General features: G+C 58.2%; 22 protein-coding genes. 16 read left to right on the forward strand and 6 right to left on the reverse strand.

Annotation, left to right across the window (positions count from 1 at the left end; genetic code table 11):
- Position 1: 1 nt before the first annotated feature.
- Together AC5S3R_RS09590 and AC5S3R_RS09595 are read right to left on the reverse strand one after the other, a co-directional pair.
- Entirely contained in the window at positions 2 to 871 is an 870-nt protein-coding gene (locus tag AC5S3R_RS09590) for a hypothetical protein (RefSeq protein WP_494266807.1), read from the reverse strand.
- A gap of 134 nt (positions 872 to 1,005) precedes the next feature.
- Positions 1,006 to 1,629: a superoxide dismutase gene (locus AC5S3R_RS09595; protein ID WP_494266808.1), complete on the reverse strand. Its 624-nt coding sequence runs from the start codon at positions 1,627 to 1,629 to the stop codon at positions 1,006 to 1,008.
- Between the two features lie 267 nt (positions 1,630 to 1,896).
- Here AC5S3R_RS09595 and AC5S3R_RS09600 point away from each other — a divergent pair, with 267 nt between their 5' ends.
- The 8 genes from AC5S3R_RS09600 to AC5S3R_RS09635 all read left to right on the forward strand — a co-directional run bounded on the left by AC5S3R_RS09600 (position 1,897) and on the right by AC5S3R_RS09635 (position 12,712).
- On the forward strand, positions 1,897 to 4,332 hold the full coding sequence (locus AC5S3R_RS09600) for a glycoside hydrolase family 15 protein (protein WP_494266809.1): 2,436 nt from the start codon (positions 1,897 to 1,899) through the stop codon (positions 4,330 to 4,332).
- A 76-nt stretch (positions 4,333 to 4,408) separates the two neighbouring features.
- Positions 4,409 to 6,415, forward strand: coding sequence for a transketolase (gene tkt, locus AC5S3R_RS09605; RefSeq protein WP_494266810.1), 2,007 nt, complete (start codon positions 4,409 to 4,411; stop codon positions 6,413 to 6,415).
- Between the two features lie 122 nt (positions 6,416 to 6,537).
- Entirely contained in the window at positions 6,538 to 6,999 is a 462-nt protein-coding gene (locus AC5S3R_RS09610) for an RpiB/LacA/LacB family sugar-phosphate isomerase (RefSeq protein ID WP_494266811.1), read from the forward strand.
- Positions 7,000 to 7,216: 217 nt separating this feature from the next.
- Positions 7,217 to 7,828, forward strand: a complete 612-nt coding sequence (locus AC5S3R_RS09615; protein WP_494266812.1) for an HAD-IA family hydrolase — start codon at positions 7,217 to 7,219, stop codon at positions 7,826 to 7,828.
- Between the two features lie 43 nt (positions 7,829 to 7,871).
- A complete protein-coding gene (gene gnd, locus AC5S3R_RS09620) occupies positions 7,872 to 8,777 on the forward strand; it encodes a phosphogluconate dehydrogenase (NAD(+)-dependent, decarboxylating) (protein ID WP_494266813.1) in 906 nt (301 codons plus the stop codon).
- A 238-nt stretch (positions 8,778 to 9,015) separates the two neighbouring features.
- Entirely contained in the window at positions 9,016 to 10,569 is a 1,554-nt protein-coding gene (zwf, locus tag AC5S3R_RS09625) for a glucose-6-phosphate dehydrogenase (protein ID WP_494266814.1), read from the forward strand.
- Positions 10,570 to 10,763: 194 nt separating this feature from the next.
- Complete coding sequence (locus AC5S3R_RS09630) at positions 10,764 to 11,699, forward strand: CsgG/HfaB family protein (RefSeq protein WP_494266815.1); 936 nt, start codon at positions 10,764 to 10,766, stop codon at positions 11,697 to 11,699.
- Between the two features lie 8 nt (positions 11,700 to 11,707).
- Entirely contained in the window at positions 11,708 to 12,712 is a 1,005-nt protein-coding gene (locus AC5S3R_RS09635) for a hypothetical protein (RefSeq protein ID WP_494266816.1), read from the forward strand.
- A gap of 56 nt (positions 12,713 to 12,768) precedes the next feature.
- On the opposite strand, the gene AC5S3R_RS09640 is transcribed toward AC5S3R_RS09635, so the two are convergent.
- Positions 12,769 to 13,419 (reverse strand): ribonuclease HI family protein, encoded by a 651-nt coding sequence (locus AC5S3R_RS09640; RefSeq protein WP_494266817.1) that lies wholly within the window; start codon positions 13,417 to 13,419, stop codon positions 12,769 to 12,771.
- A 761-nt stretch (positions 13,420 to 14,180) separates the two neighbouring features.
- Here AC5S3R_RS09640 and AC5S3R_RS09645 point away from each other — a divergent pair.
- From AC5S3R_RS09645 to AC5S3R_RS09665, 5 genes are all read left to right on the forward strand, one after another.
- On the forward strand, positions 14,181 to 14,906 hold the full coding sequence (locus AC5S3R_RS09645; protein WP_494266818.1) for an RNA polymerase sigma factor: 726 nt from the start codon (positions 14,181 to 14,183) through the stop codon (positions 14,904 to 14,906).
- A 100-nt stretch (positions 14,907 to 15,006) separates the two neighbouring features.
- A complete protein-coding gene (locus AC5S3R_RS09650) occupies positions 15,007 to 15,990 on the forward strand; it encodes an anti-sigma factor family protein (RefSeq protein WP_494266819.1) in 984 nt (327 codons plus the stop codon).
- 201 nt (positions 15,991 to 16,191) lie between these two features.
- The gene (locus tag AC5S3R_RS09655; protein WP_494266820.1) at positions 16,192 to 17,082 is read left to right on the forward strand and encodes a PDZ domain-containing protein; all 891 of its coding nucleotides are present in this window, start codon (positions 16,192 to 16,194) and stop codon (positions 17,080 to 17,082) included.
- A gap of 78 nt (positions 17,083 to 17,160) precedes the next feature.
- Entirely contained in the window at positions 17,161 to 17,814 is a 654-nt protein-coding gene (locus AC5S3R_RS09660) for a DUF305 domain-containing protein (protein ID WP_494266821.1), read from the forward strand.
- Between the two features lie 43 nt (positions 17,815 to 17,857).
- Positions 17,858 to 19,807 (forward strand): LVIVD repeat-containing protein, encoded by a 1,950-nt coding sequence (locus AC5S3R_RS09665; RefSeq protein WP_494266822.1) that lies wholly within the window; start codon positions 17,858 to 17,860, stop codon positions 19,805 to 19,807.
- A 118-nt stretch (positions 19,808 to 19,925) separates the two neighbouring features.
- Here the strand turns inward: AC5S3R_RS09665 and AC5S3R_RS09670 are convergent, their stop codons facing one another.
- Positions 19,926 to 20,363, reverse strand: a complete 438-nt coding sequence (locus AC5S3R_RS09670) for a MarR family winged helix-turn-helix transcriptional regulator (RefSeq protein ID WP_494266823.1) — start codon at positions 20,361 to 20,363, stop codon at positions 19,926 to 19,928.
- Positions 20,364 to 20,443: 80 nt separating this feature from the next.
- Between AC5S3R_RS09670 and AC5S3R_RS09675 the strand changes: the two genes are divergently transcribed.
- From AC5S3R_RS09675 to argG, 3 genes are all read left to right on the forward strand, one after another.
- Complete coding sequence (locus tag AC5S3R_RS09675; protein ID WP_494266824.1) at positions 20,444 to 21,217, forward strand: FAD-dependent oxidoreductase; 774 nt, start codon at positions 20,444 to 20,446, stop codon at positions 21,215 to 21,217.
- 45 nt (positions 21,218 to 21,262) lie between these two features.
- Positions 21,263 to 21,433 (forward strand): FAD-dependent monooxygenase, encoded by a 171-nt coding sequence (locus tag AC5S3R_RS09680; protein WP_494266825.1) that lies wholly within the window; start codon positions 21,263 to 21,265, stop codon positions 21,431 to 21,433.
- 288 nt (positions 21,434 to 21,721) lie between these two features.
- The gene (gene argG, locus AC5S3R_RS09685; RefSeq protein WP_494266826.1) at positions 21,722 to 23,062 is read left to right on the forward strand and encodes an argininosuccinate synthase; all 1,341 of its coding nucleotides are present in this window, start codon (positions 21,722 to 21,724) and stop codon (positions 23,060 to 23,062) included.
- A 71-nt stretch (positions 23,063 to 23,133) separates the two neighbouring features.
- Here the strand turns inward: argG and AC5S3R_RS09690 are convergent, their stop codons facing one another.
- Together AC5S3R_RS09690 and AC5S3R_RS09695 are read right to left on the reverse strand one after the other, a co-directional pair.
- Positions 23,134 to 24,591, reverse strand: coding sequence for a GH1 family beta-glucosidase (locus AC5S3R_RS09690; RefSeq protein WP_494266827.1), 1,458 nt, complete (start codon positions 24,589 to 24,591; stop codon positions 23,134 to 23,136).
- A gap of 138 nt (positions 24,592 to 24,729) precedes the next feature.
- Entirely contained in the window at positions 24,730 to 25,215 is a 486-nt protein-coding gene (locus AC5S3R_RS09695) for a DUF1851 domain-containing protein (protein WP_494266828.1), read from the reverse strand.
- Positions 25,216 to 25,269 lie beyond the last annotated feature (54 nt).

Genomic DNA, 25,269 nt, shown 5'->3' on the forward strand with positions numbered 1-25,269 from the left:
TTTATTCCTGCGGCTGAGGATATTGCTGCGCCGGATACTGCTGCTGTTGCGGATACCCTTGCTGCGGCGTCTGCTGTTGCTGTTGATCCTGCTGTATCTGCTGCTTCAACTGTCCCGCATCCGCCGGTAGCGCCCCAGCCGTCTTCGGCGGAGTCAGCACAAACCCACTCCGAACCAGCGCAAAGCCTTGCATCGGCAGCTCCGCCTGCAGCAAATCATTCTTGGGCCCGGCAAAAATCTCCGTCTTCGCGCCGCTAATCGTAACCGTCAGGTGCTGCACCACAACCGGCTTGCCGTCGAGCGTCCCCTGCTCCGGTCCGTCCGTTACCACCGTCACCGGAACCACCGAGCCGGCCTGCTTGGGAACAATCGCCCATATATCGCTGCCCTTCTGTGTCACACACATTGCCAGCAGAGTCTGCAGCGCCCCGGGATCAAAGTCCGCAAGAAACACGGCACCCGCATGCGCATCCAGCCGCGTCGTAGTCGCGCGTCCATTCGCGGAGATGTTCAAAAGAAGATTCGCAGCAGCCGAAGCGGCAACCGGCTTCGCACCCGTGCCCGCCACATCCGGCTTGGCAATAATGTTGACAGCCGTGCCGTTCACAATGCCGCTGGCCAGCACATGCTTCAGGCGGTTCGCCGAATCCAGCCGTTCCGTCTTCGAGAGCTGATAATTCAGCCCCTGCATCGACACATTCACCAGCGACTCAGAGCTGATACCACCCTGCGCAGCCGCAAATTTAAAGCTGGCCGTCCCGACCTGCTTTCCATTCTGGCTGACAGTAAAACTGGCCGACTGCGCCGAAGCAGCCGCCGCACCCAAAGCAATCAGGCCCGCAAGGACCAAGGTAAAACGTAAGCGTTTCATACGTTTGTATAGACACGGTTTTTGCAACAGAGTTGCAAAAACAGGGACAGAGGGACCAAGAGAAAAGGGACAAAGGCAATATACCGGACAATTCCGGCCTTCCTTTGTCCCTCTGTCCCTATTTCCCTTTATCCCTACTTCTTAGCTGTCGCGAAGCGTTCATTCACAACCGCCCAGTTCACCACATTCCACCAGGCAGCCAGGTAATCCGGCCTCTTGTTCTGGTACTTCAGGTAGTAGGCGTGCTCCCAAACGTCATTGCCAAGAATGGGATACAGCCCCTGCGAGAGCGGCGTGTCCTGGTTTGGCGTGGTCAGAATCGTCAGCTTGCCGTCCTTGAAAACCACCCAGCCCCAGCCCGAGCCGAACTGCTTCGCCGTCGTCTCGTTGAAGGTCTTCTTGAAGGTCTCAAAGTCGCCGAAATCCGCCTTGATCTGGTCAGCAATCGCGCCCGTGGGCTCGCCGCCAATGCCCGGCGTCCCCGCCGGTCCAAGAATCGTCCAGAAAATCGAGTGATTCGAGTGTCCGCCGCCGTTGTTGCGCACAACGCCGCGAATATCCTCGGGAATCGCATTCAGATCCGCAACCAGCTCGTCCACCGTCTTCGAGCCCAGTTCAGGATGCTTCTCAATCGCGCCATTCAGGTTGTTGATATAAGCCTGGTGATGCTTGCCATGATGCAGCTTCATCGTTTCCGTATCGATGAAGGGCTCAAGAGCCGCGTGGTCATAGGGAAGTGCGGGCAATTCATAAGCCATGAGTCAATTCTCCTCGTTCCAGATTGTAGCCGCTTCCAGTGACGCCAGTGTCAAATGTCCGTCACTGTCTTCACTGCCAATGGATGCCTCGAATCCGCCCCGCGTTTCATCTCTTTCCGAAAAACTGCCCCGTCTTTGCGTAAAGTTGCCGCTTTTCCAAACTGCGGTACAAAACCCTTTCGATATCGAAGTGTATGCAACTTTCATATCCACGCAATCATCAAGAGCGTACGATAGATAGCGCATTTGGCTTTCTGTTTTCCGACCATGAGCGAATATCCTTCTTATCGTTGGCTTCCTCAGCAGGGCGAGGCATTTGGCGCGCCCGGCCTGCCTCCACGCTGGACTTCCGCCGTTAAAGACTCCATCGGCACCGCCTACTCGGCGTCGAGCCGTCTCTGGTTCACCTGCTCGCACGGCATTGTCAATGAGCTGTACCACCCCACCATCGACAAGCCCCAGATCCGCGACTTCGAGTTCATGGTGACGGACGGCGAAACCTTCGCCCATGAAGAAAAGCGCGATCTGCTTACCAGCTTCGAGTACATTCATCCCGAAGCTCTCGGCATTCGCTACATCAACCGCGACCCCGATGGCCGTTACACGCTCATCAAGGAAGTCATCACCGACCCGCATCACTCGGTCCTCCTCGTCAACGTGCGTATCGAAGGCCACCACGAACTGGTTCAGCGCCTCAAGGTCTACGCGTTGCTGGCCCCGCATCTCGACGGCGGCGGCGCAGGCAACAATGGCCGCGCCGTAGACGTTGCCGGTTACAAAATGCTCTTCGCGTGGAAGAACGATATGTCGCTCGTCATGGGCGCATCTTGTGGCTTCACCCGCGTCTCCTGCGGCTTCGTCGGCCAAAGCGACGGCTGGCGCGACCTCAAGGAAAACTTCCACATGGACTGGGAGTTCGGCTCCGCTTCCAACGGCAACATCGCCCTCTTCGGCGAGTTGGACATGAACTGCGCCGGAACCGATGGAGCCCGCGCCTTCACCGTCGCCATCGGCATCGGCAACACCCCACATACTTCGCTCCAGAAAACTCTATCCGCCCTCGTCATGCCCTACGCGGAGCATCGCAAGCGCTACATCGAACAGTGGCACCGCGTCGCCAACCCCGAGTGGCTCGCCGAAAAATCCCATGACGGCGGCCTGCTCATGCGCACCAGCCACAATGTCCTCCTCGCCCATGAAGACAAGACATATTCCGGCGCATTCGTAGCCTCAGCCTCCATCCCATGGGGCCAGGCCAAAGGCGACGACGACCTCGGCGGCTACCACCTTGTCTGGACCCGCGACATGGTACAGACGGCCGGTGCGCTGCTGGCCTGCGGACGCGCGGAGACTGCGCGGCGCGCGCTTGTCTATCTCGCCTGTACCCAAAAGCCGGACGGCGGTTTTGCCCAGAACTTCTGGGTCGATGGCCGCCCCTACTGGTCCGGCATGCAGCTCGACGAGGTCGCCTTCCCCATCATCCTCGCCTGGCGTCTCTGGAAAGCCAACGCCACAGGCGAGCTCTCCATCGTCCCCTTCGTAGAACGCGCCGCAGGATTCCTCCTCAAACACGCCCCCATCACCCAGCAGGAGCGCTGGGAAGAAAACTCCGGCTACTCCCCGTCCACCCTCTCCGCCGTCATCGCCTCCCTCATCTGCGCTGGTGAAATCCTCCGCGCCCACGATTCCACGGAAATGGCTACCTTTGTCGAGGAATACGCCGACTGGATGGAAGGCCACCTCGAAGACTGGACCGTAACCAACGACGGCGTGCTGCACCCCGACATCAAGCGCCACTACATGCGCGTCCGTCCGCCGGAAACCGGCAACGCCTACGACGAAGAAGGCGCAGGCACCGAGACCATCCACCTCAACAACCGCCCGCCCAACACGCGCTACGAATTTGAAGCCCGCGAAATCATCGATGCCGGCTTCCTCGAATACGTCCGCTACGGCATCCGCCCCGCTGGCTCACAGCTCATGGAAGACTCGCTCAAGGTCGTAGACCACGTCCTCAAGCGCGACCTCCCGCAGGGCCCCGGCTGGCTCCGCTACAACTGGGACGGCTACGGCAACGGCGACCACGGCGCTCCCTTCACCGGCTACGGCCAGGGCCGCGTATGGCCGCTGCTCACCGGCGAGCGCGCCCACTACGAGCTAGCCGCCGGGCGCGACATCTCCCCGCTCATCAAGACCTACGAAGGCTACGCCACCCTTGGCCAGATGATGCCCGAGCAGGTCTGGGACGAGCCCGACATTCCCCGCCGCGGCCTGCATTTCGGCGACCCCGCTGGCTCCGCCACCCCGCTCGTCTGGGCGCACGCCGAATATCTCAAGCTCCTCCGCTCCGCCAAAGACGGCCAGGTCTTCGACCGCATCGAGTCGGTTTACAACCGCTATTGCACCCCCGATGGCCCGCAACCCCGCCGGAATCTTGAGATTTTCACCTTCCGCCGCCCCATTCAACGCATCAAACCCAACGAGACATTAAGGATTCTCGTAGAAAGCCCCTTCGAGATAACCTGGTCCGCCGACAACTGGCAGACCGTCCAGACCTCGATGAGCAACACCATGGGCAGCTCGGGCTACTTTGCAGACATTCCCCCGCACGCAGGTGCTACCCAGATTGCTCTCACTTTGCGGTACACCGATACCGGGCAATGGCTTGGATACAATGTAGTTGTAGGCATTGTCTCCAGATAACGCATCTCTTCAACAGGCGCACGCCTCCATTCGTAATCAACAAGGCGCGCCTTCCCCAACGAAAGGACCCTGCACTATGTCAACAAGCGCGGAAACTCTCTCCCCCGCCCAGCTAGATCAGCTCTCCATCAACACGCTCCGGCTTCTTGCCGTTGATGCCGTGCAAAAGGCCAACAGCGGCCACCCCGGCGCGCCCCTCGGCTGCGCCCCCATTGCGTACCTGCTCTACCACAAGCTCATGAAGCACAACCCCGCCAACGCCAAGTGGGCAGACCGCGACCGCTTCGTCCTCTCGAACGGCCACGCCTCGGCGCTGCTCTACTCCGTGCTTCACCTTTCGGGCTACAAGGTCTCCATCAACGACCTCGAAAACTTCCGCCAGTTGCACTCCATCACTCCCGGCCACCCTGAATCCCTCGACACCGAAGGCGTGGAAGTGACCACCGGCCCCCTCGGCCAGGGCATCGCCATGGCCACAGGCCTCGCCATCGCGGAAAAGCATCTCGCCGCCATCTACAACAAGCCGGATTACAAGGTAGTTGACCACTACACCTACGCCCTCTGCGGCGACGGCGACCTCATGGAAGGCATCTCGCATGAAGTGGCCTCCCTCGCCGGAACCCTCGGCCTCGGCAAGCTCATCTGGTTCTGGGATGACAACCTCATCTCCCTCGACGGCCCCACCAACCTCAGCTTCACCGAAAACGTTCTGAAGCGCTTCGAGGGCTATCACTGGCACGTCCAGATCGTCGAAGACGGCAACAACCTTGAGCTACTCGAAGCCGCTATCGCCGCCGCCAAGGAAGTCAAGGACAAGCCCTCCTTCATCGCCGTCCGCACCACTATCGGCTACGGCAGCCCCAAGGCAGGCACCAACGCCGTCCACGGCGAGGCACTGGGCGCAGCGGCTGTTGCGGAGACCAAGAAGAACTTCGGCTTCCCGGAAGACAAGTCCTTCTACGTGCCGGAAGAAGCCGCCGCCAACTGGGGTACGATCGGCCCCAAGGGCGCAGCCGCGGAAGCAGAATGGACCAAGCTTTTTGAAGCCTACTCCAAGGATTACCCCGAGCTCGCCGCCCAGTTCACCCGCGCCTTCAAGGGCGAGCGCAAGGCTGGCTGGGAAAAGTCCGTCCCCGTCTTCCCGACCGAAAAGAAGGTTGCCACCCGCAATGCCGGCCAGGTTGTCCTGAACGCCCTTGCGAACGACGTTCCCGAGCTCTTCGGCGGCGCGGCTGACCTCACGGCCTCCACCAAGACCATCTTCAAGCCGGGCGCGAACTTCCACGTCGATCCCGAAGGCCGCAACGTCTTCTTCGGCGTCCGCGAATTCGGCATGTTCGCCGCGGTCAACGGCATGGCGCAGCACGGCGGCCTGCTGCCCTTCGGCTCCACGTTCTTCACCTTCGCCGACTACGGCAAGAACGCTATCCGCATCGGCTCCATCCAGCAGTCGCATGCGCTCTACATCTTCACGCACGACTCCGTAGGCCTCGGCGAAGACGGCCCGACGCACCAGCCCATCGAGCAGTTGACGATGCTGCGCGCCATCCCCGGACTCACCGACTACCGCCCCGCCGACGCCAACGAAACGGCAGCGGCATGGCGCCTGGCTGTGGAACGCGCTGAGCCCAGCTTCTTCGCTCTCAGCCGCCAGGACCTCCCCGTCATCGACACCACGAAGATCAATGTCTATGAAGGCGTGAGCAAGGGCGCTTACATCCTGGAAGACGCCAAGGACGCCAAGGTCATCCTCATCGGCACGGGTTCCGAAGTCTGGTTCGCCGTCGAAGCCAAGAAGCTTCTCGAAGCCGAAGGTATCGCCGCCCGCGTCGTCAGCTTCCCCTCGTGGGAACTGTTTGAGAAACAGAGCGACGAGTACAAGGCCAGCGTTCTTCCCGCGGACGTACCCAAGCTCGCCATCGAAGCCGGTTCGGAGCTCGGATGGTGGAAGTGGGTTGGCTCCACCGGCGACGTCCTCGCCCTCGACCGCTTCGGCGCGTCGGCTCCCGGCCCCATCGTCTACAAGGAACTCGGCTTCACCCCCGAGAACGTTGCAGCCAAGGCCAAGAAGCTAATCAAGTAACAAAGGCAGGAACGTAGGGATTAAGGACATAGGGACTAGAAAAGCCGCAAGCAAAGACACCAGTAGTTTTCCTGGTCCCTAGTCTCTATGTCCCTGGTCCCTATAACTCCGAAGGAGTTTGCATGAAGCTCGTAATCGCCGCCGACCACGCCGGATTCCCCCTCAAAGAGGATGTCCGCGCGTATCTCACCAAGGAAGGCCATGAAGTCGTCGATCTCGGCGCATTCGACGGTGACCACCCCGACGACTACCCCGATTTCGCCGAAAAAGTAGGCGAAGCCATCCGTGCTGGCGTCGCAAAAAAGGGTGTTCTCATCTGCGGTTCCGGCGTAGGCGTCTGCGTTGCCGCCAACAAGATTCCCGGCATCCGCGCTGGCATGTGCCATGACACCTACTCCGCACACCAGGGCGTCGAGCACGACGACATGAATGTCATCGTCCTTGGAGCGCGCATCATCGGCACCGCCCTCGCGCACGAGTTGGTGGACACATTCCTCAACGCCAAATTCGCGGCAACAGAAGAGCGCTTCACCCGCCGCTACAACAAGGTCCTCGCCATCGAGACCAAGTATTCCAAGCCGTAATACGACGATGGGGGCCCCCGGTCCCTCGCATTTGGGGACCGGGGATTTACCCCCGCATCTTAAGCATCAATTTTTCAAAAGTGTTGGCTTTAGTTTTTGAAGGGTACGGGCTTTAGCCCGTACATCAACCACCGCAAAAGGAATAGGGCTTCAGCCCCTGAGACTTGGCTTTTCAACCCCCAACCGGGCGCTTCCCCGCCCGTAACCGAGAGGTCCGATGCTCCCCTTCGACGTAATCCTCTTTGACGTAGGCGGTGTCCTGCTCACCAACGGCTGGGACCATCAAGGTCGCGCCGCGGTCGTGAAGCAGTTCAGCCTCGACCTCGAAGAGTTCGAAGCCCGCCACCCCGAGCCCAACGACCGTTGGGAAAAAGACGAAATCAACATCAAGCAGTACCTCGATGAAACCGTCTTTTACGAGCCCCGCAGCTTCACCCACGACGACGTCATCAAGGCCATCTTCGAGCAGTCTTACGTCATCCCCGAAACCGGCATTCCCGTCCTCAAGGAGCTCGTCTCCGGTGGCAAATACCTCATCGGTTCGCTCAACAACGAGGCCCGTGAGCCCAACGACTACCGTTTCGACACCTTCGGCCTGCGCAACCTCTTCACCGTAGCCTTCAGTTCCTGCTACGTCGGCCTGCGCAAACCGCATCCTGAAATCTACAAGCGCACCCTCGACATTCTCGGCGTCAAATCGGACCGTATTCTTTTCATTGACGACCGCCAGAGCAACGTGGACTTCGCCAACGACTGCGGCTACAAAACCATTCGCTTTACAGGCGAGCAGGACCTCCGCCGCGAGCTCAAGGAACTCGAAGTTCTCTAAACACCGACGCAGAATCAGACACAGAACAAAAGGGAGACCAACAATGGAACTCGGACTTATCGGACTCGGCAAGATGGGCGGCAACATGGCGGAGCGCCTCCGCCTCGGCGGCCACACGGTCATCGGCTTTGACTTCAACGCGGAAGCAGTCTCCAAGCTCTCAGCTGCCGGCGGCGTCGGCGTTTCGTCGCTCGAAGACCTGACCAAGAAGTTCACTGGCCGCAAAGCCATCTGGATCATGGTTCCCTCGGGCCAACCGGTGGACGACACCATCGCCAAACTCGAGCCCTTCCTTGCGCCCGGCGACATCCTCATCGACGGCGGCAACTCCAACTACAAGGATTCGCAGCGCCGCTACAAGGAAGTCACCTCCAAAGGCTTCCAGTTCATCGACGTAGGCACCTCCGGCGGCGTATGGGGCCTCAAGGAGGGTTACTCCCTCATGTTCGGCGGCGACAAGGAGCCCGTCGAATACCTCACGCCCATCTTCCAGACCCTCGCGCCCTCGCCCACCACGGGCTGGGGCCACATGGGTCCTGCCGGCTCCGGCCACTTCGTCAAGATGGTCCACAACGGCATCGAGTACGGCATGATGCAGGCCTTCGCTGAAGGCTTCGCCATCTTCGAGGCCAAGAAGGAGTTCAACCTCGACCTCGCCCAGATCGCCGAAGTATGGCGCGTAGGCTCGGTCGTCCGTAGCTGGCTCCTCGACCTCACGGCGGAAGCCCTCAAGCACAACCCCAAGCTCGAAGGCCTGGAAGCCTACGTAGCCGACTCCGGCGAAGGCCGCTGGACAGTCTTTGAGGCCATCGACCTCAACGTCTCCGCGCCCATCATCACCGAGTCGCTCATCCGCCGCATCCGTTCCCGCGAGGACAACAACTTCACCGACCGCGCGCTGTCCATCATGCGCAACGCCTTCGGCGGTCACGCAGTCAAGAAAGACTAATTACGGGGAACAGGGCAGGGGTACAGGGACAGCTTTCATTCGCATAATGAAACGCTCCCTGCACCCTGAAGCCCCTTTCCCACATCCATGATTTGATGGCGCGGCTCAACCGCGCCGTCTTTTCCAAGGTTCGAAAAGGCACAGCGACAACAGGCACGGAAGCATAGTTCAGCAAGACACGAACCCTGTACCCCGCACCCTGCACCCTGTACCCTACTTCGACCAGAGGTCGAAATCCATGGCAACAGTACAAGTAAATCCCGCTGACCTGACCAACGTACCCAGTGGCGGCGAGCGAATCCCCGCACCGGGCATCATGGTCATCTTTGGCGCCTCGGGAGACTTAACCAAGCGCAAGCTGCTCCCCGCGCTCTTCCATCTTGAGCAGGCCAACCTCCTGCCCAAAAATTTCGCCATCGTTGGCGTTGCCCGCCGCCCCCTCGGCAATGAATTTGCCGAAGACATGAAGGACGGCATCCTCCAGTTCGGCGGCGTCACAGCCTCCGACCCCAAGCTCAGCCCGTTTGTCGATAAGGTCAGCTACTACGCGCTGCAGTTCGACGACGCCAAGGGCTATCCCGGCCTCAAGGCCGAGCTCGACCGCATCGCGGCAGAGAAGAACATCGGTCCTGACCGCCTCTTCTACCTCGCCACCGCGCCCGAGTACTTCGCGCCCATCATCGAAAACCTCGGCTCCGCAGGCCTCGCGCATCCCGAACAGGGCCGCGTCGGCGTCGTCATCGAAAAGCCCTTCGGCCACGATCTCGACTCCGCCCGCCTGCTCAACCAGCAGGTCAACGCCGTCTTCCACGAGGCGCAGGTCTTCCGCATCGACCACTACCTCGGCAAAGAGACCGTCCAGAACGTCCTGGCCTTCCGCTTCGCCAACGGCATCTTCGAGCCGGTATGGAACCGCAACTACATTGACCACGTGCAGATCACGGCCGCCGAGGACATCGGCATCGAAGGCCGTGGCCCCTTCTACGAGAAGGCTGGCGCACTGCGCGACATCATCCAGAACCACCTCATGGAAGTCCTCGGCTTCGTCACGATGGAACCCCCCTCGAACTTCGAATCCGAAGCCGTCCGCCGCGAAAAGGTAAAGGTCTGGCAGGCCATCCCACCCATCAACCTGCAGAAGAACATCGTCCGCGGCCAGTACGGGCCCGGCACGGTCAACGGTGAGCAGGTTATCGGCTACCGGCAGGAAGAGCGCGTCAATCCACAGTCAGGAACCGAAACCTACGCCGCTGTGAAGCTGGAAATCGACAACTGGCGCTGGGCGGGCGTACCGTTCTATATCCGCGCCGGCAAACGCCTCCACAAACGCGCCACCGAAATCACCATCCAGTTCAAACAGCCGCCGCTGCATCTCTTCGACCAGGCCAACGCTCCCTGCCCGGAGATTCAGCCCAACATCATCTCCATCCGCATCCAGCCGGACGACGGCATCGCGCTGCGCTTCGGGGCCAAGGTCCCCAACACGCCCGGCATGAGCGTCTGCCCCGTGAACATGGACTTCAGCTACGCCCAGGCCTTCGGCCAACAGCGTGCCAACGGCTACGAACGGCTCCTGCTCGACGCCATGCTCGGCGACCAGACACTCTTCTCACACCGCGACGGCGTGGAAGTGAACTGGGCGCTCTACACACCGGTCCTGCAATACTGGGCCGCCAACAAGCCGGACAACTTCCCCAACTACTTCGCCGGAAGCTGGGGCCCCGATGCTTCCGACCGCTTAATCGAGCGCGATGGCCGCTCCTGGAAGAACACCCTCGGCAAACCTGAGTAAATCAGCAGCCAGAAAACAAAACGGGCCGCATCGACAATCGATGCGGCCCGTACTTTTTTGGAATACGCACCCTATGCAACCCGCACTATCGTCCTATCAGTTTTCTCCATCCTGTCGATAAATCTAATCGGATTCCAGTCGCACACCGAGCTCGCCAAAATCCGAACATTCCACCTTACTCAAGGAGCAATACTTTGAAGCGTTTTCTGGTTGCCTTGTTAATCTCCATAGTTAGCGCCACTCCCTCCTCAACCCATGCCCAGGTCAAAAAACGTGTCGCGATTCTAGGCTTCGACGACCGTGCCATTAGAGACCAGGCACATCAGATCGGTCAACGAGTTACAGATCAACTCATCTCACAGCTTGCAGGCTCCGGAAACTATGAGATCGTCGACCGTGAGTACCTCAAGAACATTGAGCAGGAACAGAATCAAAGCTATACCAGCCGATTCGACACAGCCGGAGCTGCCAAGCTGGGCAAACTCGCCAACGCCAATCTACTCATCATCGGTCAGGTAGACAACTTTTCCGCCAACACCACAACGGAAAGCAAGCAAAACCTGCTTGGCTCAAAAAATGTTCAAAACGGTGAGGTTAGCCTTCGCGTTACCGCGCGCATCATCCAGGTTGACACAGCAACCATTCTCCAGGCCCCGTCCGTTCAGAGTGACCAGAAAGGCGTACTCGGACAGTCCACCAACTACGGACAATCTGGATTCATCGGCATGGCCGCGGCAGCACATGCCGCTCCCACCAGCATCAGTTCCGTTGACAAGCTCATCGACCAGGCAGTAAGTGATGCAAGCACCCAACTCGCCGCAAAGATCGCATCCACGGCTCTCGCCATGCCTGCCACCGTCGTAGCGCCCAAGTTCGTCGGTATGGAAGACGGTCAGGTCATCATTAACAAGGGACAAAGCGCTGGCCTTAAGATCGGAGATCAGTTTCAAGTCTCGCGGCTCACAGACACGGGAATGAAAGATCCCGATACCGGGCAGGCAATCACCCATAAGAAAAAACTCTGCCTCTTCACCATTTCTTCCATTGAGGACTCCATCTCTTCCGGTAAATGTGACGGTGCTGACCTCCCACAAGCGGGTGACATATTTACTCCCGCGCCAAAACAGTGAGGCCCTCCATGCACCGAATCCGGTTTTCGCTTTATATTCTTCTGATTTATCTTGCCTCCTGCATCCTTTCGGACGCACAGGGGGTCACCGTCTCAGTCGGTGCCGTAACAAAATACTCCGGCATTGCCACCAACGAGAAAGACATCAAGGACATCAAGAGCATCAACGAATTCCTCAACACCCTTGAATCTCAACTGGCCAGGGAGTTCGTCAACCATACGGAGGTGGAATACCTTGACCGCATGAATACCGAGGCCATCTTCCGCGAACTTCACCTCTCGTCAAACTCTAACTTTGACGCATCCAGCGGTGCCATGCGGGGGCTACTTGGAAGACTGGACTTCCTCATCGTCATTGATTCCGCCGAGCCGGCAACGGCTCGCATACGCCTGCTGGACGTCCAATCCGGAGCCGTCAAAGCCATTGAATCCTGTACACAGAAATCCTGGCTTATGAATCTCACCTCGCAGGGGCCTCTCGATTGTGTCGCGCCTTTCACCAACCACTCTCTCGCCGCCATGCGCGCCAAAAAGACGGCCAAAGAAGAGCGCGCTAGGCTGCAGGCTGCGGCAGAGCTCACCGCGCAAAAGCAGGCAGAAGCCGATAGACAGCGCGAGAAGGAGCAGGAAGCCGCCGAACGGCAACACGAGAAGGAACAGGCAGCGGCACAAGCCAGAGAACAGGCTAAAGCCGCTCTTGAGGCAAAACAGGCTGCCGAACAGGAGACAAACGAGCAAGCACAGATCACACGGCAACTGACTTCCATTAAGCCTGATCTGGATGATGCTCTCTCTAGGCTTTCCGCACAGAACGACTTCTGGCGAGACCTCTCGCAGCAGCTCGCCGGTGCAGGACAGTCACTAAGACCATCCATCAACTCTGCTCTTAGGTCCGCAAACACGGATGCGGATAAATGTAAGCAGCTCTATAACGAACGTAATCCCAACGAATTGCCCGACTGTATCGCACGACTCAATAGCAATCTCAGCAAGCTCGACAAGTTCAAAGAGTAAGCCAACAACCACCGCGTTCTATGGCGCCCCGTCTCATTTTTGAGACGGGGCACCATTTACTCCCGCGTAACCTTAACAAACACCCCATCAGGCAGCTCCCCATTCAGCAGATGCACCACCCCATTCTTAACAAACCCCTCAAACACCTGCTTCTCCACCTTAGGCAAATCCGAAGCACGGGGCGGAGCAGTCGGAATCTTCCCATAAGGCCGCGCAGTGACAGACCCCTGGGCCCCGTTCCCTGAGCCCTGTTCCCTGCTTCTCCCCATTCCCCGGTCCATCGCCTCATTCGCCAGCCGGTCGGCCTCTTTATTGCCGCCGCGCAGCGTATGGCCCATCTCAAACTTTTCCAGCCGCTTTACCAGCCCGCGAGCTTCCTCCCAGAGTGGCCGCAGCGTCGGGCTACCCACCTTGTAGCGCCCCTTCATCTGGTTCACCATCAGTTCGGAGTCAGAAATTACCTTCAGCCGTGAATGCCCGTTCTCCAGAGCCCACTTGAGCACCGCCAGCAGCCCGGAATACTCGGCGTAATTGTTCGTCTGAATTCCAAGAAACTCACTCAGCCGGGCCAGAACCTGCCCCCGCGAGTCCTCAATCACCGCGCCAAACCCCGACGGCCCCGGATTTCCCCGCGAACCGCCATCACAATGCGCCGTAATCATTTCCCCGGCGCTACCGCTTGTGCTTTCAAACAGATTTCCGTTCATCGTTCTCAGTGTAGCCTCAGCCCGCGCCGCTCCCCAGCCTGTATCGATACACAGGAACTCCCCGTCTGTGGAAATCTCTTGTCAAGCCCCAAACAGGAAAATATTTTCTAACTCCTTGATTCCATTACCCAAAAATCTTCGATCAATTTGCGCTCAATTATGCGAAACCTGTCACAATAGAATCAGCAGCAGAAAAACGGCCCGATTCCCAAGGAATCGGGCCGTTCTATTTTTCCGCCACTCTTTATGGCGCAGATGTTGAAGAGATAACCGGGCTCAGATGTCGAAGAGGTAGGCCGGGGCTTTACCCCGGCAATCAGCACAATAGAAGGAACGGGCCTTTAGGCCCTGAGGCATGCTTTTGTCTTAAATTCCAGCTTTCAATATCGGCGCCATAGAAACGTTTTCCGCTAACTCGCGAACTCAAAAGAAAGGGGCCCCCATGCCATCAACAGCAGGCACAATTAACTTGTCCCTCTTCCCTTGTCCCTGCCTTTTGCACAGTTCCGGAATAAAGAAACTGCACAGTCCCTGTGCAATCCCCCGCAACCCAAACAAAACAAATGGAATGGGAAGGTACCCCACTGTGCGCATACACACGGACGCATAAATAGCCTGTGCACGGTCTAGCCCTTACCCCATTCGAAGATGGACGCAATACTCCTGTCCCGCGCTCACCAAGCCCACCCCCATCCGTCCATCTGTCACAGCGGTTCATCCAGTTCCAAGTCCCTCTCCAAAGAGGGCATGTCGAGGAGAAAATGGCCACGGAAGCGCTTCCTTTACCGGATTCCACGGCAAATTCCACCGCAGCCTTGCCTTGGCCCGCCGCAGCGGGGTTACAATCCTCGCAGATGACTGCGACCCGTGCCATTGGCGGCCCTAACCGAGCCCGGCAGACACCCGACTCGCGCGCGCCTGAAATTGAGCTCATCCGCGCCGCGCAATCCGGCAACCGGGCAGCCTTTGACGCCCTCGTGCGCCAATACGAGCAGCAGGTTTTGCGCCTTGCGCTCCACCTCACCGGCTCCGAGCAGGACGCCGAAGACATCTATCAGGAAGCCTTCCTCAAGGCTTACCGCTACATCGGCAACTTCCGCTTCGAGTGCTCCTTCTACACATGGATCTACCGCATCGTCACAAATCTCTGCCTCGACCAGCTTCGCCGCCGCAAGACGCGCCGCGAAGACCAGGCAGTCATCGTGGACCACTCCGGCGACGAAATCGACATTCTGGCGTCTGTATCGGATGACCGCTCTTTCTCCAATCCCGCACGCGAGCTCGACCGCAAGGTGCTGGGGATTCACATTCAAGCTGCGCTCTCCAAGCTCACGCCGCGCGAGCGCATGGTTTTTGAACTGAAGCACTACCAGGGTCTCCGCCTGCGCACCATCGGAGAGATGCTCAGCACTACCGAAGAAACCGCCAAGAACACACTATTCCGTGCGACCAAAAAACTGAGATCGCAACTGGCGGGCCTTCGCTAAGGCATTGCATGCAGCAGTTCAAGAGCTGTGTGCTGCAAGCAACAAAGTTGAACCCGATTTGCACTGCAGTACCTTTTGAGGCTGGAAGGACGTTTGAATCATGAATTGCGAACTGGCACACGAGAAAATCGTGATGGCCGAATATGGCGAGCTGCCCGATGATGCAGCACACGAACTAGCTCGGCATCTGACCATCTGTCCTGAGTGCGCGCAAGAGGTCGAATCTCTCCGCGCTCTTAAGCTGCTGGCATCAGCGCACCCGATAGCCGAACCCGACCCGAATCTTCTTGCACGCTCGCGTCAGCGCCTGGAAGAAGCTATTGACGCGCTGCCGCCGCTGCGCTGGTATGAACGCCTGGCGCAGCACCTCAGCAACAACTTCGCACGCCTGCAGGCCGCTCCCGTAGCTGCCGCGCTTATGCTCGTGATTGGCGGCGCAGCCGGAACCCTTGGCGGCTACTACATCTCCCAAAGCCGCGTGGCCAAGGCCAGCGAATCCGCCGAGAGCCAGGCCGGTGCGCAAGCCGTGGCACAGGCGGCACAAACGCCCAGCGGAGAAATCGGCGCGATCTCCAGCATTGTGCATCAGCCGAACTCCGACGAGGTGCAGGTCAGCTACAACCAGATCATTCCGCGCAAAGTCTCCGGCACACTCAATGACGGCGAAATCCGCCAGCTCCTGATGCAGGCCAGTGTCAACGCTGCCACCTCTGGCACTGACGACGGCTCAGTAGCCCTGCTTGCCGCGGAATGCAAAGCCCGGCACGGCTGCCGCGCTTCCGGGCTCAGCGGCGCGCTCATCGTTGTTCTTCGCTATGGTCGCAACGCCGATATGCGCCTCAAGGCACTGGAAGGGCTTGAGCCTTATGTAGCCGATGATGTTCAGGTGCGCGATGCTGTGCTCGAAGCCCTGCTCAACGACTCCAACCCACGCGTTCGGACGGAAGCTATCAATATGCTTGAGCCCATTGAGGCTGATACCAGTGTTCGCCAGGTGCTGCACTCTGTAGCCAGTTCGGACTCGAACCCGCAGATTCGTCTTGTCTCCCGCGAAGCGCTGAGTCGCGCGCCGGAGATTCAGTAAACGCCAGTTCAACAATTGTGGCGTAATAATGGTGTGTATCCAAAGCACAACTTCCTCGGGGTAAATCAAGCTGTGCCGATAACAAAACCAGGGGAATTGGGGATTCCACCCCTGAAACTAGCAAAACACACTACCCCGGAAACAGCGCCGTTCGTCTAATAAGAGCGCTCCGGGTTTTTGAAAAACTTCGGGGGAACAAACATGCTGCATTTTGCGAGGCCTTGCCATATCCGTGCCTGTCTCTCTGGGGTCGCTGTCACGTTTCTGACTGCGGGAATCGCTCTTACGCCGTTATGCTCTTTGGCGCAGGACCATCCCCTCCGCGACCTGTTAGGACGCATTCATCCCTCGGCATCCCACTCCGCCGCGCAGGGCTACCTTGGCGTGCTGGTGGAAGACGTCAACAATGACACCTTCACTCGCCTTCGCCTTACCGACAAGCGTGGCGCTGTCATCGTCAATATTGACCACGATGCCCCCGCCGGGCAGATGGGCCTCCGCTTCAACGACGTCATTCTAGCCATTAACAACCAGACCGTGCAGAGCGCTGCGCACTTTCGCGCCATGCTTCGCGATATCCCTGCTGGAACCCGGATCAGCATGCTCATCTCCCGCGACGGCGACCAGCAAACTGTGGCTGTGCAGCTTGTGGATCATCACGTTATGGAGCGCGATGTCTGGAACAAGATGAACTCGTCTGACGGCCTCTCTGCCGACCAGTCCAAGGGGCTGAATATTGTTTCCGGCAGCGGCAGCGGCGATACGCCATCGAGCGGCTTCCATATGCCCTTCTTTGGCAGCGAGCTTCATGTCGGAGCTATCGTCGAGCCGCTTACCTCGCAAATGTCTGACTACCTCGGCATTCCCAGCGGCGTGCTCGTCAAGCAAGTCACTCGCCATAGCGAGGCCGAAGCCTCTGGACTTCGCGAATACGACATTATTCTTCGCGTCGGCGGGGACAACATCAAGACCACTTCCGACTGGGACCGCGCCCTTAAGCAGAACCAGGGCAAGCAGGTGCAGATCGCCATCCTACGCGACCGCCGCCAGCAAACCCTTACCATGCAGGTGGACAGCAAGCACAAAAAATAGGCACCAAGTTGCAGGTGCCGGCGGCAGGAAAGAACTGTTCCCTGCCCTTCCCCCGCGTGATACGTTGAAATCACAACGATGTCACGTATCTGTCGCAAATCCGCGCTAGCATTTGGCCTGCTCTCTTTCGCTTTCAGCCTCAACGCCTCCGCACAGCAGCCCACAATTATTCAGCCCGGCCCTCCCGGAGCTCCCAGCAAGACTCTGCCGCCTAACACCACCGTCTCGCTGCCCGCGCAGTCCACCGCTGACGTCTCCTTTATGCAGGGCATGATTATGCACCACAATCAAGCCGTCGAAATGACTGCCCTCATCCCTTCGCACACTACCAACACTGACGTCCGCTCTATTGGCGCGCGCATCAGCCTTTCGCAGACAGATGAGATGCAGTTCATGAAGCGCTGGCTCGAGGCCCGCAACCAGCCTACCTCCATGACAATGCCTGGCATGCCGGATATGGACATGGACGGCAAGCCCATGGCTCCCATGCCCGGCATGCTTACGCCTGCGCAGATGGAAGCCCTTCGCAACGCACGCGGGCATGAATTCGACGAGCTTTTTCTCAAAGGAATGATGCAGCATCACGGCGGCGCGCTCGTCATGGTCAAGGACCTCTTCAGCAACACCGGTGCGGGGCAGGACGCTGAGATGTTCGAGTTCGCCACCGACGTGGACAACACGCAGCGCGCTGAAATCAAAATCATGCAGAACATGCTCAAAAAGATTGAATAAAAAATCCTGCAACACCTAAGGAACGAATTCTGGAGGAGATGCAATGAAGAGTTTGCGGTTTTACCTGGGTACAGTGGCCATTTCAGCCTCTCTGCTCTGCACGGCAGTTGCGCAAAATACGCCCACCCCATCCGCAAAAGGCGGAGACCCCACTGATCCCCGCGCCAGCCTGAAGCCGGGCGTCTATGATGCAGGCGAAGCCATCAGCGGCCTCGAGCACGTAACCTTCCTCAAAAAGCCGGATGTCTTTCAGATCAAGGCCACCTCGCCTGATGATCCCGAAGTTACCAAGACGCTCGGCACTCTCGGCATGAACCACCTGCCGCCTAACTTTCCGCCGGCCATGAAGCTCGTTCTCGCGCAGCTCGCCTTTGCCAACTCTGACTTTGCTTTTGAGGGCAATCATCTCTTCCAGGGCAATTTCTACGGCGTCGATTTTTACGACATCTCGAACCCAGCCAAAGCCAGCCTCATCACCACACTCGTCTGCCCCGGCGGACAGGGCGACGTCTCCGTTTATGGCAACTTGCTCTTCATGTCCGTCGAGATGCCTAACGGCCGACTCGACTGCGGAGCCCAGGGCTTTGCACCACCGCCAGCGCCCAAGGCCGATGAAAAACCCGCTGACTCGCATGGCCGTGGCGTACCTCCCGCAGACCCTGCCCGCTTCCGCGGCGTTCGCATCTTCGACATCTCCGACATCAAGCATCCGAAGCAGGTAGCAGCCGTGCAAAGCTGCCGCGGCTCGCACACGCACACACTCCTCGTTGATCCCAATGACAAGGACAATGTCTACGTCTACATCTCGGGAACCAGCTTCGTCCGTCCTTCGGAAGAACTGGCTGGCTGCTCTGACGAGTCGCCCGACAAGGACCCCAACACCTCGCTCTTCCGCATCGACGTCATCAAGGTTCCCGTCGCGCATCCTGAACAGGCCGCTATCGTCTCTAGCCCGCGCATCTTCACCGGCACAGCCGGCGCACTCAACGGTCTCTCCAACGGCGGGTCGCACCCTGAAGAGCGTGGCGGAACCACCAAGCAGGACCTAGAAGAAGAGAAGGCGCACGATACCAATCACTGCCACGACATTACCGTCTACTCCGCCATTGGCCTCGCCGCCGGCGCGTGCTCCGGTAACGGCATCCTGCTCGATATCAAGGACCCCATCCACCCCACGCGCGTAGAAGCCGTTAACGACCCCAACTACTCCTACTGGCACTCGGCCAGCTTCTCGAATGACGGCTCCAAGGTCGTCTTCACCGACGAGTGGGGCGGAGGCATGCAGCCCCGCTGCCGCGCCAAGGATCCGCTCAACTGGGGCGCTGACGCCATCTTCAACCTCAAGGACGAAAAGCTCTCCTTCGCCGGCTACTACAAGATGCCCTCCGCGCAGGGCGACACGGAAAACTGCGTAGCCCACAACGGTTCGCTCGTTCCCGTCCCCGGACGCGACATCGAAGTGCAGTCCTGGTACCAGGGTGGCGTTTCCGTGTTTGATTTCACCGATCCCAAGAGCCCCGTCGAAATTGCCTACTTCGACCGTGGCGCCATCGATCCCAAGCAACTCGTCCTCGGCGGCTACTGGTCCACCTACTGGTATAACGGCTACATCTACGGCTCGGAAATCGCTCGCGGCCTCGACATCTTCAAGCTGACGCCGAGCAAATTCCTCACGCAGAACGAAATCGACGCCGCCAACACCATCAAAGTCGCCACGCTCAACGTGCAGAACCAGCAGAAAATCGAGTGGCCCAATAAGCTAGTCGTAGCCAAGGCTTATGTTGACCAGCTCGAACGCTCGCAGGCTCTCAACGCTGACCAGATTGCTGGTCTTCGCAAAGCTATCAACGACGCCGAGAAGTCGAAGCTCAAGAAGAAGCAGAAGGCTAAGCTGGCTACACTCGCCTCCACACTGGACACCACCGGCAAAACTGATGCCGACACCAAGCGTCTGACAGCGCTGAAGGAAGTCCTGACTAACCCCGTAGCTTAACCGGCCTCATCGAAAAGAAACAGCCCGCAGAAGATCTCCTGCGGGCTGTTTCCTTTTTTCTAAATCTGAAAATCCGTGCCACATTTTTGCGACTTCTGTCATTCCGTAAAACCTTACCCTACTCCTCTACCGCCTCCTCCAGATTCCCCATCATTTTCTCCAGCAGCCGCGTCAGCGTGGCCACCTCATCCGCACGAAGCCCCTTTGCCGCAACCCGCGCACCTTCCGCAAGCAGTTTTCGCGCTGGCCCTGACTTCTTCTCTGCGAGCTTCGTCAGCACGAGCAGGCTGCTGCGCCCATCCTTTGGGTCGGCCCGGCGCTCAATCAGCCCATCGCGCTCCATCCGCTTCACAAGCTGGGCCATGGTCGGCTGCTCCACATACAGCACTTTTGCCAGCTCGGTTTGCGTCATCGGCCCCAGCCGCTCAATTGCGCCAAAGACCGGCACCTGAGCGACAGCCAGCCCCAGTTCTTCAAGCCGAGGCTCCAGCCAGCGCGCATTTAATCGCGCAATACGGTTAATGTACTGTCCGGGAGAAAAGTTATCTTCGCTCATTTGCCCCTGATACCGGCAATTATACATAGCATGCTATACATTTACATAGGAAGCTATGCAGTTACCACAAGAAGGTATTTATGAGCAGCTCGAAGATTGCAATTATTGGTGGAGGCCCGGGAGGCCTGCTTGCAGCGCACATCCTTACGCTACACAACCAAAACGTTACTGTTTTCGAGCGGGAAACCTCCTTCTCTAAGCGCTCCCAGGGCGGCTCCCTTGATATCCATGCAGACTCCGGCCAGTTGGCCCTCGAAAGAGCCGCGCTGACGGAAGAGTTCCGCAAAATTGCACGCTATGAAGACCAGGAAAGCCGCATCTACGACAAGCACGACATGCTTCGCCATGTGGATGCCAACGTGACCGGCAAAGACCGTCCTGAGACTGACCGAGGCCACCTGCGCGGCATGCTTCTCGCATCACTGCCAGCCGGCGTTATCCGCTGGGACTCGCGAGTGAACAGCGTCGCACCACTTCTCAATGGCCGCTGGCAGATTCACCTTACCGACGGAACCGCTGAGGACTTTGACGTGGTCGTTGGAGCTGACGGTACATGGTCGAAGATTCGCCCCCTGCTGAGCAACGCGGTTCCGCAATACACCGGCATCCTGATGATTGAGTATGGAATCGAACGCGTAGACCAGCGGTATCCCCACATTGCCGAGATGGCAGGACGCGGCCTTACCTTTGCCTTAGGCGACTCCAAGGCCATCATCGCCCACCGCGACGCCAACAGCCACATGGGTGGATATATCGGCCTTCGCGTAGAAGAAAACTGGTTCGCGGCAAACGGTCTCGACAAATTGCCGCCCAGTGAAGCCCACGAAAGCCCGTGCGCTGAGTTCAGCGGCTGATCGGAAAGCCTGCTCGAATGGATTCGCAAAAGTGAAGAGCCGCTCGTGCCGCGAAAAATCTATGAGCTGCCCGCAGGCCATAGCTGGCCGCATCGTAAAGGAATCACCCTTCTGAGAGATGCGGCGCACGTCATGACTCCCTTTGGCGGCGACGGCGCTAACCTAGCCATGCTTGACGGAGCTGACCTTGGTGAAGCCCTGCTGGAGGATGACTGACGAGGCGCTGGCGGAGTTTGAGCGGGCGATGTGTGAGCGGGCCAAAGAGACCGCCCGCAGCGCCGGACAGGCCATCCAAGAGGTGTTTTCTCCCACGGGTCTCGAACACAGCCTGCAATGGGAGCACGTTCAGCAAACCCTTCATCTAATCTGTAGGCCGGGAGCGGCGGCGGCAATGCCTTTTCACTAGCATTTCATTCCTGCCAATCTGCGAATCGTAAAATAGAATTTCGGCCTTGTAACGAGAATGGCTTGAACGCACTCCCTTGAAAGATTGAGGTTTCTGTCGTGTCCAATATCCTTGAGCACCTCCCCGTAGGCGAAAAAGTCGGCATTGCTTTCTCCGGCGGCCTCGACACCAGCGCCGCCTTGCACTGGATGAAGCAGAAGGGCGCGGTTCCCTATGCCTACACTGCCAATCTTGGCCAGCCGGACGAGACGGATTACGAAGCTATTCCGCGCAAGGCGCTGGAGTATGGCGCGGAGAAGGCCCGCCTCATCGACGCCCGTCTGCCGCTGGTACAGGAAGGCATCGCGGCGCTGCAGTCCGGGGCATTTCACATCTCGACCGCAGGCGTGACATACTTCAACACTACGCCGATTGGCCGCGCGGTGACCGGCACCATGCTTGTTACGGCGATGAAGGAAGACAACGTAGACATCTGGGGCGACGGCTCGACCTTCAAGGGCAACGACATTGAGCGCTTCTACCGCTACGGCCTGCTTGTCAACCCGAAGCTCCGCGTCTACAAGCCGTGGCTCGATGCTGCGTTTATCGACGAGCTGGGTGGCCGCGCGGAAATGTCGGCCTTCTTGCAAAAATCCGGCTTTGATTACAAGATGTCGGCGGAAAAGGCCTACTCGACCGACTCGAACATTCTTGGTGCAACGCATGAAGCCAAGGACCTTGAGCTGCTGTCGAGCAGCATTCGCATTGTGCAGCCCATCATGGGAGTCGCATCCTGGAAGCAGGATGTGGAAGTAAAGCCGGAAGAAGTTACCGTTCGCTTTGTTGAGGGACACCCTGTTGCCCTCAACGGCAAAGAGTTCTCTGACCCCATCGAGTTGATTCTCGAAGCCAACCGCATTGGCGGACGCCACGGCCTCGGCATGAGCGACCAGATTGAAAACCGCATCATCGAAGCGAAGTCGCGCGGGATTTATGAGGCTCCGGGGCTGGCCCTGCTGTTTATCGCTTATGAGCGGCTCATCACCGGCATCCACAACGAGGACACCATTGAGCAGTACCGCGTGAACGGCCTCAAACTGGGGCGGTTGCTGTACCAGGGGCGGTGGTTTGATCCGCAGGCGATTATGTTGCGTGAGAGCGCACAGCGCTGGGTTGCGCGGCCCATTACCGGAGAAGTGACCGTGGAGTTGCGGCGCGGCAATGACTACTCCATCCTCAATACGGACTCGCCTAACCTGACTTTCCATCCCGAGCGCCTGAGCATGGAGAAAACGGAATCTACCTTCTCGCCGCGTGACCGCATCGGGCAGCTCACCATGCGCAACCTGGACATTACCGACACGCGCGACAAACTGCTGACTTATGCTGAAAGCGGCCTGATAAGCCTGAGTTCCGGCACCACGATGCCACAACTCAAAGGCTTAGAAGAAAAGAAGTAGCCAACACCAAGATCAAACGGCGCGAGCATCGATTGATGCCCGCGCCGTTTTGTTTTTATCAGTCTGCACCGTTAAACGACCGCGTTTTTCGCAATCACCGTCTTATACCACTCCGCCGAAAGCTTTGGGTACCGCTTCAGCGTCGTGTAATCGACATAATGAATGCCAAACCGCTTCGAGTAGCCATCGGCCCACTCAAAGTTGTCGAGCAAGCTCCAGAGGAAATAGCCCTTGACTGGATAGCCTTCTGCAACTGCGCGATGCAGGTTGGTGATGTAATTCCGCAGATACATCACCCGGTCAATGTCATCCACGCGCCCTTCGGGAGTGAGCACGTCGGCAGAGGAGCAGCCGTTCTCCGTGATGTAGATGCCGGGCATCTTCCACAAATCATGCGGATTGCGCACCGCCCAGTAGAGCGCTTCCGGCCCTACATTCAGCCACGGCGAATCCATGTGCGGATAGCTTGCCGGATGCGGCTCGACTGTGAATCCAAGCGGTGTGTCGCTCGCTCGCACATACTCCGGCGCATATACGTTGAATCCAACAAAATCGAGTTTCGATCCAATGGCCTTGAAGTCATCCGGCTCCCACTTGGGAGCATTCGCGCCTGTTATCTGCAGATACTCATCAATGTACTTACCTTCCATCAGCGCGGTGATAAAGCCAGCATTCAAGATGCGTGTAGCCTTCTGCGCGGCCTTGATGTGCTCTTCGGTCTCAATTACCGGCACATAAACCGTTGAATTTTCCGCAAGCCCAATCTGCGTATCCTTCGAGGTGCTGGCACGGAGTGCCTGTACACCATAGCCATGCGCCAGAATGCTGTGATGGCGAACCTGGTTGGCTTCCGCGTCCGAGAGCTTGAGGCCGGGGGCGAACTGGCCGATGCGGTAGCCGAGATCCGTGAAGCAGGTGAACTCGTTGGTGGTCATCCAGTGCTTCACCTTGTCGCCAAGGTGCTTTGCCGTGTACGCCGCATATTCGCCATAGGCCTTTGCCGTATCGCGATTCTGCCACCCGCCCGGCAATGCTGCCGGCAGGTCCCAGTGAAAGAGCGTCACATACGGAGTAATGCCATTCGCCAGCAACTCATCAACAACGCGATGGTAGTAGTCCAGCCCCTTGGGATTCGGCGCGCCCTTGCCTTCAGGAAAAATGCGCGACCATGCCAGCGACATGCGGTACGTCTGCACGCCGAGGTTCTTCAACAGTTGAATGTCTTCCTTGTAGCGGTGGTACGAATCATCCGCTACATCGCCTGTATCGCCGTTGTGTGTCTTCCCCGGTGTGTGCGCAAAGATGTCCCAGTTTGTCTGACCGCGCCCGTCCTCATGCACGCCGCCCTCAACCTGATAAGCAGCCGTGGCACAGCCCCACTTGAAGCCTTCAGGGAACTTCCGTTCTGCAATCTTCGACTGTGCGGAAGACTGTCCCAACGCAATACCGGGTAACGAAACACCACTCGCAGCAACTGCCGCAGTAGCCGCAGCGGTCTTACCAAATAAACGGCGCGAAATACCTTTCACAGAACGAACTCCTGACGAACAAGAATTTGGCCACAACACCAGCGCAAACGTTTTAGCAAAGCAGATACATCCTAGCCAAGGGCAAATTTTATCAGGCTGATGTAGGGGTTGGGTTGTTAAGTTTTCTTGCACTGGAAGCTATGGAGTATCATCAACGGCGCCAATGATGATTCTGACCTTGCTACCATCCGGCATATCTTTGGTCTGACGATAAAGGTCTGCATGAAAGGCATAATGCTCGGCGAGAGGTATGAGCGCAACATTGTCAATGCTGTAATCACCACCCAACAGCGGAGAAATCTTATAGCCGTAGCATTGCGTGGCCGACGGCTTCATGCCAGCATTAACACACTCATTGACAAGCGGAATCATCAACCAATTGTTCGCATTTTTCTCGATATCCATCTTATCGGCAAGGTCATCACGGTTCTCAGCAATTTGTGAGACTGTGCCTGCACCAACATCCAGCATGTAAACCGATTGATCCTCGTAGATCATGAAAACATCACCGAATCGATTGACAAGAAATACCGTAAATTCCTGTGGAAGAACTGAAGCCCATGGTGCCAGAAGGTCGCGCCAATTTTTATCCGTCTGACTAAGGATGTAATCTTCGAGATTCATTGGTTGTTTCAGTTCACTCCGCAGCAGGCAATCGCGCATGCGTTGAAGTGTAAT

This window comes from Occallatibacter sp. FHG110214_02, from assembly GCF_059115385.1.